This window comes from Achromobacter seleniivolatilans (assembly GCF_030864005.1).
Taxonomy (GTDB): domain Bacteria; phylum Pseudomonadota; class Gammaproteobacteria; order Burkholderiales; family Burkholderiaceae_B; genus Achromobacter; species Achromobacter seleniivolatilans.
This window is the reverse complement of record NZ_CP132976.1, coordinates 536,168-550,905: the sequence shown is the minus strand read 5'-3', so window position 1 is coordinate 550,905 and position 14,738 is coordinate 536,168. Positions and strand designations below refer to the sequence as shown.

15 protein-coding genes are annotated in these 14,738 nt (G+C 61.6%); 9 read left to right on the top strand and 6 right to left on the bottom strand.

Going from position 1 to position 14,738, the window contains the following annotated elements:
- Positions 1–117 precede the first annotated feature (117 nt).
- Together RAS12_RS02475 and RAS12_RS02470 are read left to right on the top strand one after the other, a co-directional pair.
- Complete coding sequence (locus RAS12_RS02475; RefSeq protein ID WP_306951261.1) at positions 118–765, top strand: TetR/AcrR family transcriptional regulator; 648 nt, start codon at positions 118–120, stop codon at positions 763–765.
- A gap of 133 nt (positions 766–898) precedes the next feature.
- Complete coding sequence (locus RAS12_RS02470; protein ID WP_306944920.1) at positions 899–2,557, top strand: CehA/McbA family metallohydrolase domain-containing protein; 1,659 nt, start codon at positions 899–901, stop codon at positions 2,555–2,557.
- A 76-nt stretch (positions 2,558–2,633) separates the two neighbouring features.
- Here the strand turns inward: RAS12_RS02470 and clpB are convergent, their stop codons facing one another.
- Positions 2,634–5,240 carry an ATP-dependent chaperone ClpB gene (gene clpB, locus RAS12_RS02465; RefSeq protein ID WP_306944919.1) on the bottom strand — a complete coding sequence of 869 codons (2,607 nt, stop codon included), beginning with the start codon at positions 5,238–5,240 and terminating at the stop codon, positions 2,634–2,636.
- Positions 5,241–5,378: 138 nt separating this feature from the next.
- Between clpB and RAS12_RS02460 the strand changes: the two genes are divergently transcribed.
- The 7 genes from RAS12_RS02460 (at position 5,379) to RAS12_RS02430 (ending at position 11,080) form a co-directional block, all read left to right on the top strand.
- Entirely contained in the window at positions 5,379–5,840 is a 462-nt protein-coding gene (locus tag RAS12_RS02460) for a gamma-glutamylcyclotransferase family protein (protein WP_306944918.1), read from the top strand.
- 87 nt (positions 5,841–5,927) lie between these two features.
- Entirely contained in the window at positions 5,928–6,656 is a 729-nt protein-coding gene (locus RAS12_RS02455) for a helix-turn-helix domain-containing protein (RefSeq protein ID WP_306944917.1), read from the top strand.
- A gap of 14 nt (positions 6,657–6,670) precedes the next feature.
- A complete protein-coding gene (locus RAS12_RS02450; RefSeq protein ID WP_306944916.1) occupies positions 6,671–7,870 on the top strand; it encodes a hypothetical protein in 1,200 nt (399 codons plus the stop codon).
- Between the two features lie 214 nt (positions 7,871–8,084).
- Positions 8,085–9,389, top strand: a complete 1,305-nt coding sequence (locus tag RAS12_RS02445) for an MFS transporter (protein WP_306944915.1) — start codon at positions 8,085–8,087, stop codon at positions 9,387–9,389.
- A 129-nt stretch (positions 9,390–9,518) separates the two neighbouring features.
- The gene (locus RAS12_RS02440) at positions 9,519–9,968 is read left to right on the top strand and encodes an ArsR/SmtB family transcription factor (RefSeq protein WP_306944914.1); all 450 of its coding nucleotides are present in this window, start codon (positions 9,519–9,521) and stop codon (positions 9,966–9,968) included.
- On the top strand, positions 9,857–10,318 hold the full coding sequence (locus RAS12_RS02435) for an SRPBCC family protein (RefSeq protein ID WP_306944913.1): 462 nt from the start codon (positions 9,857–9,859) through the stop codon (positions 10,316–10,318). Before RAS12_RS02440 ends, RAS12_RS02435 begins: the two co-directional genes overlap by 112 nt.
- Before the next feature lie 60 nt (positions 10,319–10,378).
- Positions 10,379–11,080, top strand: a complete 702-nt coding sequence (locus RAS12_RS02430) for a DUF899 domain-containing protein (protein WP_306944912.1) — start codon at positions 10,379–10,381, stop codon at positions 11,078–11,080.
- A 101-nt stretch (positions 11,081–11,181) separates the two neighbouring features.
- Here the strand turns inward: RAS12_RS02430 and RAS12_RS02425 are convergent, their stop codons facing one another.
- The 5 genes from RAS12_RS02425 to icmH all read right to left on the bottom strand — a co-directional run bounded on the left by RAS12_RS02425 (position 11,182) and on the right by icmH (position 14,738).
- Positions 11,182–11,514, bottom strand: a complete 333-nt coding sequence (locus RAS12_RS02425) for a 2Fe-2S iron-sulfur cluster-binding protein (RefSeq protein WP_306944911.1) — start codon at positions 11,512–11,514, stop codon at positions 11,182–11,184.
- A gap of 14 nt (positions 11,515–11,528) precedes the next feature.
- Positions 11,529–12,116, bottom strand: a complete 588-nt coding sequence (locus RAS12_RS02420; protein ID WP_306944910.1) for an NUDIX domain-containing protein — start codon at positions 12,114–12,116, stop codon at positions 11,529–11,531.
- A gap of 88 nt (positions 12,117–12,204) precedes the next feature.
- Positions 12,205–13,458 carry an Hsp70 family protein gene (locus tag RAS12_RS02415; RefSeq protein ID WP_306944909.1) on the bottom strand — a complete coding sequence of 418 codons (1,254 nt, stop codon included), beginning with the start codon at positions 13,456–13,458 and terminating at the stop codon, positions 12,205–12,207.
- A 95-nt stretch (positions 13,459–13,553) separates the two neighbouring features.
- Complete coding sequence (locus tag RAS12_RS02410; protein WP_306944908.1) at positions 13,554–13,817, bottom strand: PAAR domain-containing protein; 264 nt, start codon at positions 13,815–13,817, stop codon at positions 13,554–13,556.
- A 90-nt stretch (positions 13,818–13,907) separates the two neighbouring features.
- Positions 13,908–14,738, bottom strand: coding sequence for a type IVB secretion system protein IcmH/DotU (gene icmH / locus RAS12_RS02405; protein ID WP_306944907.1), 831 nt, complete (start codon positions 14,736–14,738; stop codon positions 13,908–13,910).

Below are 14,738 nucleotides of genomic sequence, written 5' to 3'. Positions count from 1 at the left end.
AGGCCGCAAGGCCTGTAGAATCTAGAAATGAGACGAAAGAATCATACTGAGACACCAGTCTCACGTCAAACCCTCCCTGCCGCTAAAACGACATCCGCTACCGGCGGAGTCACGCGCCTGATCGCCCCCGCCAGTCCGCAGGCGGCGGCCAGCGGAGAGCCTCCGCACGGCCCGCGCGCTCGCATGCGCAAGACCTTGCTCGACGCTGCGCAGCGCCTGATGGCGCAGGGCATCACGCCTTCGGTGGCCGAACTGGCGGAACATGCTCAGGTCTCACGTGCCACGGCGTATCGCTACTTTCCGAGCCAAAGCGCGCTGATCGCGGCGGTGGTTGACGAAAGCCTGGGGCCGATACTGGCATGGGACTCCACAGCGAAGGACGCCGCCACACGTGTCGACGAGTTGCTGCGTTTTGCCTACCCCCGGCTGGAATCGCACGAAGCTCCGCTTCGAGCCGCCGTCATGGTGTCTTTGCAGCAGCATGCCGAGGCCAGCGCCGGACGCGCCACAGCCGAACCGCGTCTGGTGCGCGGCCATCGGGTCGATATATTGAAGCGCGCCATCGCGCCGCTGGCCGCCGACCTGACACCCGCCCAGCAAGACCGCGTGGCGCAAGCCCTGTCGTTGGTGTACGGCACCGAAGTGTTCCTGGTATTGAAAGACATCTGGAAACTGGACCTGCCCGAGCTCACCGACGTTGTGCGTTGGACAGCCAACGCCATCATCAAACAGGCGCTGGCGGAAGCCGGACCCGTCAAGAAATAACCTGCACAAAGCCCGGTCAGGCGCAACCGGCGCACCTGACGCGCGGCTGTCATTCCTACGTCACTCGCAAGCGGCATAGTTCGTCGCTTTGCGGCCATGCCTTCGCATGCCGCTGGACGTTGGAGTGTTTCACATGCAGTTCGAAGTAGCCCGCTTGCGGCGGGCCATCATGCCGTTGTCGCTGGCTTGCGTCACCCTTTTGAGCGCCTGCGGTGGCAGCGACGATGACGATGAAGCCGCACCGCCCGCCCCGCCAGTGGTAATCGACCCCACGCCTCCGGTGGTGGAGAAGCCGCCAGTCATCACCGGCGCCTGGACCACGGGCGACCTGCACGTGCACACGGCCCAGTCCGACGACGCGCAAGTCACCCTGGAAAGCGCGCTGGACCAGGCATTCGACCGCTACAAGCTCGACTGGGCCGCGATTTCGAACCACCTGCGCCTGTCCGGCCGCGACCATACCGGCGTCACATTGGCGGGCGGCCCCATCCCGTTTTCGCAAGGCATGGCGCAGTACGAAGTGCCGTTCATCAAGCAAGCGCAAGCCGCGGGCCGGTACGCAGGGAAGATCATTTTCTCGTCGTTTGAATGGGACATGCCCACGCATGATCACGTCAACATCGGTATTGGAATGAACGATCCGCAGTCAGCGAAATCGCTGGAAGCCGTGGCCGAATTTGAATACCTGTTCACCAATCGCGACCCTGCCCTGTTCGACCCGCTCCTGGTGTCGCGCCTGGCCGGCGAAACTCGCGCATTCACCACGCATGCCGACTCCCTGGCCGCACTGAAATGGCTGCGCGACAAGCATCCCGACAGCTACATGCTGCTGAACCATCCGTCGCGTTATGCAGGCAAATACACGGTCGCCCAACTGCGCGAAATGAACGATCTGGCGCCCACCGTCTTCTTTGCTATCGAAGGCATGGTCGGCAACCAGATGGAACCGGACCGCGGCGGCTACGCAACCGCGTACACCGCGCCCTTCCTGCCCAACCGCACCTACGGCGGCGTGGACTATCTGGTGGCGAATCTGGGCGGCACTTGGGATGCGCTCTTGGGCGAAGGCCGCCGCATTTGGACGGTGGCGGATTCGGACTTTCACTTCCGCACCGCCTCGGGGCTGTACAGCAGCGGTTACGCCCCCGGCGAATACGCCAAGACCCACGTGTGGAAAGACGGCAAGGACGCGGCATCAGTGGTGGCTGGCTTGAAGAGCGGCCGCGTGTTTGGCGTGTTCGGCGACCTGATCAACGCCTTGGACTTCCAAGCGAAGGGCGCGGCAGGCGCCGTGCATATGGGCGGTGAGCTGCTGGTGGCCAAGGATGAAAAGGTCGAAGTCACCATTCGCTTTCGCAGCCCGGACAGCAACAACTACGAGTATCCGATCGAAAGCGGCAACCCCACGTACGTCAAACCCACGGTCAATCACATTGACCTGATTGTGGGTGAGGTGGGTGCGCGCGCAACGGCTGGCAGCCCGGAATACAACAGCGACACGAACCCCACGACTCGCGTGCTGGCCCGCTTCACGCGCGCCGACTGGAAGGTGGACGCCGAAGGCTACAACGTCATCACGACGACGGTGACGGCAGACAAGAGCCAATACCTGCGCCTGCGAGGCACCAACCTGGGAGTGGACGTGGCAGGCGAAACGGCGGCGGGAGAACCGTTGCCGGACGCCAAGGTGGATTTCGCTGATAACGCGGCCCGCTTCAATGCCATCAACGCCCGCAACTACAACGACCTGTGGTTCTATTCGAACCCGGTGTTCGTGACGGTCCGCAAGTAGGCTGACTCAAGACCGGCCTCGCGCCAGACGGCAAAAGGCCCAGCATATGCTGGGCCTTTTGGTACTGCGCCTAGACTTATTGCAGGGTGCGCGTAAAGACGAACTTGCCGTCTTGCCAATCCACCGGCACCACATCGCGCGGACCGAACTTGCCTTCGAGAATAAGGCGTGCCACCGGGTTCTCGATCTGCTGCTGGATCGCGCGCTTCAAGGGGCGTGCGCCAAACACCGGATCGAAGCCAGAGCGGGCCAATTCCGCCAACGCGGGCTCGGTCACTTCCAACTGCATTTCCTGCTTCTCCAGACGTTCGCCCAGACGGCGCAGCTGGATGCGGGCAATGGACTCGATGTGCTGGGCTTCCAGACCATGGAACACCACCACTTCGTCGATGCGGTTCAGGAATTCGGGCCGCAGCGTTTGCTTGAGCTCGTCCCACACCACTTCCTTGACCACGTCGTACGGCTGACCCGCCAGACTCTGGATATGGTGCGAACCCAGGTTCGACGTCATCACGATCACCGTGTTGCGGAAGTCCACCGTACGGCCCTGACCATCGGTCAGGCGGCCATCATCCAGCACTTGCAACAGCACGTTGAACACGTCTGGATGGGCTTTCTCCACCTCGTCCAGCAACACCACGCTGTACGGCTTGCGGCGCACGGCCTCGGTCAGGTAACCGCCCTCTTCATAGCCCACGTATCCCGGCGGCGCGCCAATCAGCCGCGCCACTGAGTGCTTCTCCATGAACTCGCTCATGTCGATGCGGATCATGTGGTCTTCAGAGTCGAACATGAACTCGGCCAAGGCACGCGTCAGCTCGGTCTTGCCCACGCCGGTCGGGCCCAGGAACAAGAATGAACCGTACGGCCGTGCCGGATCAGCCAGGCCAGCGCGCGAACGACGGATGGCGTCGGAGACCAAGCGCACAGCCTCGTCCTGACCCACCACGCGCTTGTGCAGGAAATCTTCCATGCGCAAGAGCTTTTCGCGTTCGCCTTGCATCATCTTCGACACCGGAATACCGGTAGCGCGAGACACCACTTCAGCGATTTCCTCGGCGCCAACGCGGGTGCGCAACAAGCGCGGCCGGCTTTCGTCGCCTTCAGCGTCTTCAGCAGCCTGCGCGGCGCCGACTTCGGCGGCCTTCAGGCGGGCTTCAAGGTCAGGCAACTTGCCGTATTGCAGCTCCGCCAGCTTGTCGAACTGGCCCTTGCGTTGCAGGTCAGCCATCTCGGCGCGCACGCCGTCAATCTCTTCCTTGATGGCTTGCGTGCCTTGCACAGCGGCCTTTTCGGCCTTCCAGATTTCTTCGAAGTCGTTGTATTCGCGTTGCAGCTTTTCCAGTTCGTCTTCAATGACGCCCAGGCGGCGCTTGGACGCGTCGTCGGTTTCCTTCTTGACGGCTTCGCGCTCGATCTTCAACTGAATGATGCGGCGGTCCAGCTTGTCCATCACTTCCGGCTTGGAATCGATTTCCATGCGGATGCGCGCACCGGCCTCGTCGATCAAGTCGATCGCCTTGTCAGGCAGGAAGCGGTCGGTGATGTACCGGTGCGATAGCTCGGCCGCGGCCACGATGGCCGGGTCGGTGATCTCGACACCGTGGTGGATTTCGTAGCGTTCCTGCAAACCGCGCAGGATCGCGATCGTGGATTCCACATCGGGTTCGTCGACCAGCACCTTCTGGAAGCGCCGCTCAAGCGCCGCGTCTTTCTCGATGTACTTGCGGTATTCGTCCAACGTGGTGGCGCCGATGCAATGCAGTTCGCCACGCGCCAGCGCGGGCTTGAGCATATTGCCCGCGTCCATCGCGCCTTCGGCTTTGCCGGCGCCCACCATCGTATGCAGCTCGTCGATGAACACGATGTTGCTGCCGTCATCCTGGCCCAGCTCTTTCAGCACGGCCTTCAGGCGCTCTTCGAATTCACCACGGAATTTGGCGCCGGCCAGCAGGGCGGCCAGGTCGAGCGACAGCACGCGCTTGCCGCGCAGGGATTCCGGCACTTCGTCGTTCACGATGCGCTGCGCCAGACCCTCGACAATAGCGGTCTTGCCCACGCCGGGTTCGCCGATCAGGACCGGGTTGTTCTTGGTGCGGCGTTGCAAGATCTGCATCGTGCGGCGGATTTCATCGTCGCGGCCAATCACCGGATCAAGCTTGCCTTGGCGAGCGCGCTCGGTCAGGTCCAGCGTGTACTTGGACAGGGCCTCGCGATTGGACTCGCCTTCCGCGCCGGAAACGCTTTCACCGCCGCGCACGGCGTCGATAGCGGCTTCAAGCGCCTTTTTCTGCAGACCGGCTTCACGCAGGATGCGTCCGGCATCGCCTTTATCATCCGCCAGCGCAAGCAGGAACAGCTCGCTGGCAATATACGTGTCGCCGCGCCGCGCGGCTTCCTTGTCGGTGCGCGTCAGCACGCTTTGCAGGTCGCGGCCAACCTGGACGTTGTCGTCGCCTTTGACTTGCGGCAGCGACTTCATGGCACTTTCCAGGGCAGGCTGCAGACGGTTCACCGCCACCCCGGCGCGCGCCAGCAGGCCGCCTGCGCCGCTGTCCGGATCGGACAGCAAGGCGGACAATACGTGGACGGGCTCGATATAGGGGTGGTCGTTACGGGCGGCCAGACTTTGAGCGTCGGCCAGGGCTTGCTGGAACTTCGTAGTCAGTTTGTCGAATCGCATAATGGTCGTTTGGCTAGTTGGAGAGCCTGACCGATACGTGCCGGCTGGCTCGATAGTGTAAATATGCGGCCAGATGAGAGAATTTCAACACCCCGATGACCACATGGTTTTCTTCGACGTGCAGCAACAATCTGAACGATGAGCATATACGTTTTTGTCTACGGCACCCTACGTGCCGGCGAAATCAATGACTTGGGTCAGGCTGCCGCCGCGCGGGGGCTGCCTGCCGCCCAGTTTGTGGGCCCCGCCACGGTCCCCGGCAGATTGGTGGACTTTGGAGAATGGCCCGGCCTGATCCCGGTCAGCGACGGGCGGCGCGTGCGCGGCGACGTCTATCTGGCGGACCCCGCGCTCATCGCGCTACTGGACGACATCGAGGAATACTCGCCGGAAAGGCTGTGCTGCTTCGTCCGGCGAGAGGTGGCCGCGCTTCTGGACGCACCGGCCCCGGGAACCGGTCAAAAAACCGGGCAGTTACTCTGCCAGTACTACCCCATCGACCCGGCATTCCAGGCCCACGCCATCGATATATCTGGCGACGATTGGGTCGTTTACCGACGCGCGCGGGCAACATTAAGACCAGTCGTAAGGCACCTGTAGTAACAACGGACTACAATAGATTCCTGTCTTCACGCTTAAACCCGCTCTGGCTACCCGCCAGACGACGGGCACTATAGAGGTCATCGTATGCAAAAACGGGTACCCGTTGCCCCTGATGCCGCCCACTGTTCCACGTGTATGTTGGGCCACGTGTGTGTTCCCGTGGGCATGGCTGCCGCCGAAGTGGAAAAGCTGGACGAACTGGTGAAAGAGCGTGTCCGCCTGGAAAAAGGCAAGATGCTCTATTCGCTGGATCATCCGCTGGACGCTGTTTATGGCGTGCGCTTTGGCAGCCTCAAGACGCAGCTTGAAGATTCGACTGGCCAGATCCAGATCACCGGTTTTCACCTGCCCGGCGAGATCGTCGGCATGGACGGCATGCTGGATGGCAAGCACGTTTCCGCCGCCATCGCTCTGGAAGATTCCGAGGTCTGCGTTATCCGCCTGACCGAAGTCGATCGAGTTGCGACGCATTTGCCTTCGATGCAGCAGCAATTCCGCCGTCTGATGAGCCGTGAAATCACGCGTTCCCACCAGATGCTGGCGTCGCTGGGCTCGATGCGCTCCGAACAGCGCCTGGCCGCATTCCTGCTGAATTTGTCGCAGCGTTATGCCTCATTGGGTTATTCGTCCACGGAATTCGTGCTGCGCATGAGCCGTGAAGAAATCGGCAACTTCCTGGGCTTGACCCTGGAAACCGTCAGCCGATTGTTCTCCCGTTTCGCGCGCGAAGGCCTGATCAAAATCAACCAGCGAGAGGTCCGCATTCTGGACCTGCCGGCGCTAAAGCAACTGTTGGGTCACGAAGGCTGCTGAGCCCACGCCGCGCCATGCGTAGCGCGCCAGCACTCTCTGCGCCTCAGACACGGTTTATTCCCGTAAACCGGGCCGTGCGGCGCCTGGCCGCCATGCTGAGCGTGGCGGCTATGCTGGGCCACTGGGCGGCAAACGCCCAGACGCCCCTGCCCGACCCTTACAACTACGATGACGCTGCGCCGACGCCTAAGCGCACGGAACCGTTGCGCTGGCAAACGGTCGAGCTGGGTAAGCCCGGCCACCGGTACAAGATGCCGGTCTATGCTAACCGCAACCTGACCCGCGACGATCTGCGCGACATCAAGCAAGTCATCGTTGTGATCCATGGCGTCAAGCGCGACGCCGACCGGTATTACGAAACGGCGGCGGCATTGCTGACCCACAATCCGGACCGGGCGCGCGACACCCTGATTCTTGCCCCCCGTTTTTCCGGCTCTATTGATTCTGGGTTCGGCGGCATGGCCGCCTGGCGCAAGTCCAGCTGGGAAGATGGCGAAGAAAGCGTGCAAGCAGCTGGACGGCCTGCGCCTGTGGCCTCATTCCAGGTGCTGGACGACCTGTTGCGCAGCCTTGATGATCGCAAGCGCCTGCCGGCCTTGGCTGGCATTGTGCTGGCGGGACATTCCGCCGGCGCGCAACTGGTGCAACGTTACGCCGTGTTGAACAACACCGACGGCCCCTTACGGCGTGATGGCCTGGCGCTGCGCTACGTCATCGCCAATCCATCGTCTTATCTGTACCTGACCAACGAACGCCCCCGCGCCGACGGCAAAGGTTATGCGCCGTACGAACGCGGCATCTGCCCGACGTACAACCAGTACAAGTACGGCACAGACAAGCTGCCGCCCTACGCGCGCGAAACCGACGAGTCCAAACTGTTTGTCCGCTATGCCGCGCGCGACGTCACCTACCTGCTGGGCAGCGCCGACAACAACCCCGAACACCGCTTGCTGGACAAGACCTGCGGAGCCGAGGCTCAGGGGGCCACGCGCCTGGCGCGTGGCACAGGATATCTGCAGTACGAATATGTGCTGGCCAGCCGCGGCGCCAAGCCGGTCACTCTGCATCGCGCCAGCTTTGAAGTGGGCGCGGTGGGCCACGACAACAGGGGCATGTTCGGCTCGGTATGCGGCGCGCAAGCGCTGCTGGGCCCGGGTGCACAGGCCGGCGACAACGCGGCCGCCTGTGACATTATCGCGCCCCGCCGCAAGTAGTTCCGGCGCCTGCCGTCCTGCCTGGACCGGCAACAAAACCTGACCAATACCTGAATAACACACGCGTTCCTTGAACGTGCATTTCAGCGCTGGCAGGCGCAAGATAACGCGATGCGTGTTCCCTATCGCGGCTGGCCTTGCGATCTTGACGGGCAAGGACCGGGCGCGGCCGTGTGTCCGGCGGCTCCCGACAGGCTCCTCCCCAAGGATCGTTATGACCCAAACGTATCTTGAGATGCCCGACGCAAAACGCCGCATCAAGGCCATTTTTGTCGGATCTATGGGCAACCTGGTCGAGTGGTACGACTTCTACGCCTATACGGCCTTTGCGCTGTACTTCGCCCCCGCCTTTTTCCCCTCGCACGATCCCGTCGTGCAGCAATTGAATGCCGCCACCCTGTTTGCGGCCGGATTTATTGTGCGGCCGCTGGGCGGCTGGCTGTTCGGGCATCTGGCCGACCGGCATGGACGGCGCTTATCGCTGATGGTGTCTGTGGGCATGATGTGCGTGGGTTCCCTGATCATTGCCGTCACGCCCACGTATGCCACCATCGGGCTGGCAGCGCCAGCCATGCTCGCGCTTGCGCGAGTCATCGAAGGCCTGAGCCTGGGCGGCGAGTACGGCGCCAGCGCCACCTATCTGACCGAGATCGCAGACCCTGAGCACCGCGGTTTTTACTCCAGCTTTCAGTATGTCACTCTGATCGGCGGACAGTTGTCGGCGATCCTGGTTTTGCTGCTGCTGCAAAACGTGTTCCTGACCCATGAGCAACTGGTGGAATGGGGTTGGCGCATTCCATTTGTAATCGGCGCCTTGCTGGCCATTGTGACCGCGCTGATGCGGCGCGATATGCCCGAGACCGACTCCTACAAAGAAGCGCGAAAATCAGCCAAGCCCGAGACCAGTTCGCTGCGCGGTCTGACGAAATACCCGCGTGAAGTAGCAATCGTGGTCGGGCTGACCGCTGGCGGCACTGCGGCTTTCTATACGTTCACGACCTATATGCAGACCTTCGTGCGCCAGACCTCTGGCTTCTCGGACATCACCACCACCTACATCATTGCCGCGTCGCTTATCTTTGCCCTGATCCTGCAGCCGCTCTATGGCGCGCTGTCAGACAAGATCGGCCGCAAACCGCTGCTGATTTTCTTTGGCGTGGCGGGCGCGGCCTTGACGGTGCCTATCCTGTTCACCCTGTCTCAGACCCGCTCGCCGGTGATCGCCGTGCTGCTGCTCTGCGGCGCCTGGGTATTTACGGCGGGCTACACGTCTATCAATGCCGTGGTGAAGGCCGAGCTGTTCCCGACCAACATCCGCGCCACCGGTATCGCCGTGCCCTACGCCGTCACGGTCTCCATCTTTGGCGGCACGGCCCCCGCCATCGCCTTGTTTTTCAAACAGCAAGGTCACGAGGAATGGTTCTATTACTACCTTGCAAGCGTGATCTTTGTGTCCTTGCTGGTGTACGCGACCATGCGCGACACCAAACATCAATCCGCCATGAACCGGCACGACTGACGAGCGCGGGATGGCGCCCCGCCATCCCGCTTCTCCCCGGCCGACACGGTTATCCGTCCGGCGCCCCTAGGGAAACTCCCGTATCCGCAGCATTGACAGGGGCAGAACACCGGCTCAATACTTAACCTTATGGTTAACTTAAATGACGAAACGCTGGACGGCATCTTCTCAGCGCTGGCGGATGGCACCCGGCGCAGAATCCTGGCCGACCTTGAACGGGGCACGGCATCGGTCAGCGAATTGGCCAGACCCCACGCCATGTCGTTGCCTGCTTTTCTGAAACACGTGCGTGTGCTGGAAGACGCCGGCCTGATCGCGCGGGCCAAGGATGGCCGTGTAGTCAGTTGCACGCTGTCGCCCGCCCCCATGCGGGCGGCATCAAACTGGTTGGCGCGCTACGAGAAGTTCTGGAATGGGCAATTGGATGCACTAGCCCGATACCTGTATCACGACGACGAGGTTCACCCATGCAAGATCGATCCCTCCACGACGACGCCCCCATCGAATTGCGGCTCACCCGACACTACTCCACCTCCGCCGAACGCCTCTGGCAAGCCTGGACGGACCCGCAAGCGCTGATGCGCTGGTTTGGACCCGCCGAAACCCGCCGCGTCCTGCTCGCGCAAACGGATGTGCGTACCGGCGGCCAGTATCACGTCGCTTTTTCCACAGAAGATGGGCTCGACCATTACGCCAGCGGCGAATACCGAGAGGTCCACCCGCATCGCCGGCTTGTCTTCACTTGGGCATGGCGCGACGCCCCCGAGGAAACCTCGTTGATCACCCTTGAATTCACCCCCACGCAAGACGGCACACAGCTTGCCTTCCTGCAAACCCCGTTTGTCGATCAGGCAACCCGCGACGGCCATGAACACGGCTGGTCGGGGGCTTTGGACCGGCTGACGGAATACCTGGCGAATCCGGTCTGACACCTGCTGTTCGCCGCCCCGCGCGGAACCTGACGGTCCGCCAACTGAAGGAGCAGCACGATGCAAACTCAACATTCTGTCGTAAGCCGCCAGCAGTGGGATATTGCGCGAGACGCGCTTTTGAGTCGCGAAAAAACGCTGACGCACGCCATGGACGCGCTCGCCCGTGATCGATTGGACCTGCCCTGGGTGCAAGTGGAAAAACGCTACCAGTTCCAGAGCGCCCACGGCCCCTTGGGACTGGCCGATCTGTTTGGCGCTAAAAGCCAACTGATTATTTACCATTTCATGTTTGACCCGGACTGGGAAGAAGGCTGCGTGGGATGCTCCTTTCTGGTGGACCATCTGGACAGCGCGCTGACGCATCTGCGCCATCACGACGTGTCAGTTGTGGCCGTCGGGCGTGCGCCAATTGCCAAGCTAGAAGCCTTCAAGCGGCGCATGGGCTGGAAGTTCGATTGGTATTCGTCCGAAGGCTGCGACTTCAATTTCGACATGCGCGCCTCCGTGCCCAAGGCCGATGGCAGTATCGAAGAGCGCTCGGGTGCCAGCGCCTTCTTCCGCGATCCAGACGGCGAAATCTTCCACACCTATTCCGCATTTGAGCGCGGTGTGGAAAGACTGGCGGGCGCCTACAACTACCTGGACTTTGCACCGCTGGGCCGTAACGAAAACGGCCCCCATTTCAACCTGGGCGACTGGGTGCGCCATCATGACCGTTACGACGCCACCGCTGCGCAAGCCTGCTCCGCCTGCAAATAGCTCGTGGCGCGCAATGCAGGGGCTGTGGCTGACGTGCGTAGCGGCCATGGCACTAGGCATGGCGGCAGCCATGCCCGTTCTGATGTGGCTCGCAGGCCTGGTTAGCGCCGCGCGCCGGTAAGCGGCCGCGCACCCACGGGAGCGGTTTCCAGCGTACCGGCCTGCAAATTCTGAATTTCCAAGGCGGATGCCGCCCGCGCAACGCACGGCAGAATCCAGCCCTCTTCTTTTTCATCGCGCGACAGGCCCGGCCACTCGATGCTATAGACCACGGTGCCTTCCAACATCAGGCACATGCACGCGCGGCATGTGCCATTGCGGCAGGAACTGGGCAGTTTGATCCCCGCTGCCTGCGCCGCCAACAGCACGGATGTGCCCTCGTCCGCATCAAAACGCAGACCTGCCGGCTGAACCAGGACGGGAAACACGGCCATGAGTCGGCGACGCCTTAGCCAGCGTTATCTTGCCAGTCCAACTGCCAGGCGCCGGACAGCACATTCTGCATCCACAACACGCAAGTCAGCGTCTTGGCATCCGTGACTTCGCCCTTGCCGCAGGCTTCCAGAAGTTCCGAGGGATGGGCGCTGATCACATCCAGAAACTCGTCCTGATCCAGCTGTTGCGGCCCTGCGCGCAAACCTCGCGCAAAGAAGATATGGATGATTTCGGTGGAGTAAGCGATGGCCAGATGCAAGGCGCCAGCGTGGGCCCATTGATCGGCGGTATAGCCGGTTTCTTCCAGCAATTCGCGCTTGCCGCAAACCAGGGGATCTTCGCCCGGGTCCAGCTTACCCGCCGGAAATTCCGTCATGACGCGTCCGATGGGATACCGGAATTGCCGTTCCAGCAAGACGCGACCATCGTCCAGCAGCGGAATCACCACCACGGCGCCGGGATGCACGACGTACTCACGCGTGCCCGTGTTGCCGTTGGGGAGCGCGACGGTATCGCGGCGGATCTTCAGAAAGCTGCCTTCGTACGGCGCTTCGCTGGTCAACAGCGTTTCAACAAGATGGGAATCAGGTTTGCGGGTCATGAGGGCAGATAGGTCTCTTGAAACGCACAGGCGCTCAGGCGCCTGGCACGGGCAATCAGCAGCTTAACACCGCCCTCTATGACGCAACTCAGTCGAACTTTCGGCGGGCGTCCAAGGCCAGGCCGGCGCCAATACTGCCGAACAGATCGCCTTCCACGCTACGCGCGCTGGGCACCAGCGCCGACACGGTTTCACGCAGACGCGGAACCCGGCTGGAACCGCCCGTGAAGAAAATCGTGTCCACATCGGTCGTGGCCACACCGGCATCGCGCAGCAATGCGCCCACCGTGGTTTCAACTCTTTCGATCAAGCGGCCCACGCAGGCATCGAACGACGGGCGCGTCACATCGACACCCAGATCAGGCGCAATGCGCGACAGATCGATGCGGGCGAACGGCGTCTCTGACAATGCGATCTTGGCCTCTTCCACTTGCACCGCCACCCAATGGCCGGCGCGCTCTTTGACCAGATTCAACAGCAAATCGATCTTCTCGCGATCGCCCGCTTCGGCGCGAATGTACGCGAAGTGTTCGGCAGCCTTGCGGGTGTAAGCCTGGTTGATCGTGTGCCAGCAAGCCAGATTGCCATACTGCGTGGAAGGCACGTCTTTGCCGCTACGTAGTTGGCTGCCCAATCCCAGCAGCGGCATCACGTGCGCCAGACTCAGTTGCTTGTCAAAATCCACCCCGCCGATGTGTACGCCACCATAGGCCAGAATGTCTTCGCGCCGGTCCGCCTTCGCGGCGCGGTCCGGTCCCAGCCGGATCAGCGAAAAGTCCGAGGTCCCCCCGCCGATGTCGATGACCAGCACCAGCTCCTCGCGGTCGATCTGCGATTCATAGTCGAATGCGGCGGCCAACGGCTCAAATTGGAATTCGATATCGGTGAACCCGACGCTGCGCGCGATTTCGCCCAGCGTGTCCTGAGCGGTTTGGTCTGCTGCGGAATTGTCATCCACGAAAAACACCGGCCGGCCTAACACCGCCCGCGTGAAATTCCGGCCCGCCGCTGTCTCGGCGCGCCGCTTCAATTCTGCAATAAAGCGGGTCAGCAAGACACGAAACGGAATCGACCGGCCCTGAACTTCTGTGGACCCGTCAATCAGGGAACTGCCCAGCAGGCTTTTCATCGAACGCATCAAACGCCCGTCGTAACCCGCCAGATAGTCCGAAATCGCCGCGCGGCCATAGCTGACGTCGGAATCTTCGTCATGGAAAAAAATGGCCGAGGGCAAGGTGGTCTTGCCGTCTTCCAGGGCGAGGAGCGCGCGTTGGTCGGGCCGGCTCCAGCCTACGGTGGAGTTGGACGTACCGAAGTCGACGCCACATGCGGAGGAAATCATGGAATTCTGGGGCTAAAAGCAAAACGGCGGACAAGTGTACCTGCTTCGGCCGCCCCAAGCCCTAAATCCGCCTGCCCCCCTGCGGTTTGCCCCCTTTACCCCGACACAGCCCCTTTAGGCCCGGTTGCAATCAAACTGGCTCCACAGGCCGTTTTCATGCCATTCAAGGCCACCGGCGTGCCATTCACCTTATACAAGCTACTGCCTTCGGCAATGGGGTAGACGCCCAGGCAAAGGGGGCAACTGACCATGTGGCCCACGCCAGAGATGGGCTTGCCGTTCAAATTGGTGTTCCCGAACGCCTCTAGCACGGCGCCGCCGTGGGACGTGGGATCGCCGAGCCGAATGATGTCTGGCATGTAATGTCTCCATGGTGAAGAAAGCGGCAATAGCGGATGGCACGGCGCGGGCCTTGTGCAAGGCGCCGGGCCGACGAGAGCATCCCACTTTCAAGGCTGTAGTATCCCGTCCAAAGAGCGCAGCACCAGTTCCGTCGTGCTGCCCAGGTTTAGCGAAAAAATGGCGAAGGCCCCCGCCAGCACAACCAACGCTCCAACCCAAGGCGTCCACCACGGCCATTGCCGGCCAATGCGGTAGCGGCGCGACGCAATGTTCTCGTCCGCATCCGTCAGTCTTTCGGGTGCATCTCCGCGCAATTCGCGCAGCGTCCGGTGCAACTTGATAATGATGCCTTGCAGCGCATCGGCCTGGTTATGCTGCATGCCGTACTTGCCTTTAAAGCCCAGGCACAGACACAGATACTTAAACTCCAGCACGTCGCGGTACTTGGCTGGGTCCATCATCATGCGAGACAACACAGTAAAGAACTTTTCACCGCCCCAGGTCTCATTGTGGTTGACGCTTAGCAATGACCGTTCCGCCCACGGAGAATGCGTTCCCCAAGGCGTGCCCATCACGGCTTCATCGATAAAGGTGCATAAGGCATAGCGGTATGCCAGTTGGGTCGCGCTGTCATAGCTGTGCTGGCGGACTTCCTCGTCCAGCACGGAGATCTGGTCGCGCACCGTGGCGTAGAGCAGTTCGATAGTGTCGTAGGCCGCCAATTTGCGCAGTCGGATGACCATGCCGAAGAGCGGCAGCGCGCCATCCACAAGCGGGTTGTAACCATGCCCGCGCAGCTGAAAGTTCAGGTCTTCGTCCAAATCGATGTTCTCGATCGAGTCGTAGCCGATGCTGCGCTTGTTCAGAACGGCGGGCACGCTTGCAATACGCAGAAATTCGACCTTATTGCTGCGGGACGCAGCGGCGTTCGTATTCAT

Excerpts from the sequence above, each read along its gene's own strand:
- RAS12_RS02470 (WP_306944920.1), top strand. The coding sequence starts at position 899 with ATGCAGTTCGAAGTAGCCCGCTTGCGGCGGGCCATCATGCCGTTGTCG.
- clpB (WP_306944919.1), bottom strand. The coding sequence starts at position 5,240 with ATGCGATTCGACAAACTGACTACGAAGTTCCAGCAAGCCCTGGCCGAC.
- RAS12_RS02460 (WP_306944918.1), top strand. The coding sequence starts at position 5,379 with ATGAGCATATACGTTTTTGTCTACGGCACCCTACGTGCCGGCGAAATC.
- RAS12_RS02455 (WP_306944917.1), top strand. The coding sequence starts at position 5,928 with ATGCAAAAACGGGTACCCGTTGCCCCTGATGCCGCCCACTGTTCCACG.
- RAS12_RS02450 (WP_306944916.1), top strand. The coding sequence starts at position 6,671 with ATGCGTAGCGCGCCAGCACTCTCTGCGCCTCAGACACGGTTTATTCCC.
- RAS12_RS02445 (WP_306944915.1), top strand. The coding sequence starts at position 8,085 with ATGACCCAAACGTATCTTGAGATGCCCGACGCAAAACGCCGCATCAAG.
- RAS12_RS02440 (WP_306944914.1), top strand. The coding sequence starts at position 9,519 with ATGGTTAACTTAAATGACGAAACGCTGGACGGCATCTTCTCAGCGCTG.
- RAS12_RS02435 (WP_306944913.1), top strand. The coding sequence starts at position 9,857 with ATGCAAGATCGATCCCTCCACGACGACGCCCCCATCGAATTGCGGCTC.
- RAS12_RS02430 (WP_306944912.1), top strand. The coding sequence starts at position 10,379 with ATGCAAACTCAACATTCTGTCGTAAGCCGCCAGCAGTGGGATATTGCG.
- RAS12_RS02425 (WP_306944911.1), bottom strand. The coding sequence starts at position 11,514 with ATGGCCGTGTTTCCCGTCCTGGTTCAGCCGGCAGGTCTGCGTTTTGAT.
- RAS12_RS02420 (WP_306944910.1), bottom strand. The coding sequence starts at position 12,116 with ATGACCCGCAAACCTGATTCCCATCTTGTTGAAACGCTGTTGACCAGC.
- RAS12_RS02415 (WP_306944909.1), bottom strand. The coding sequence starts at position 13,458 with ATGATTTCCTCCGCATGTGGCGTCGACTTCGGTACGTCCAACTCCACC.
- RAS12_RS02410 (WP_306944908.1), bottom strand. The coding sequence starts at position 13,817 with ATGCCAGACATCATTCGGCTCGGCGATCCCACGTCCCACGGCGGCGCC.
- icmH (WP_306944907.1), bottom strand. The coding sequence starts at position 14,738 with ATGAATACGAACGCCGCTGCGTCCCGCAGCAATAAGGTCGAATTTCTG.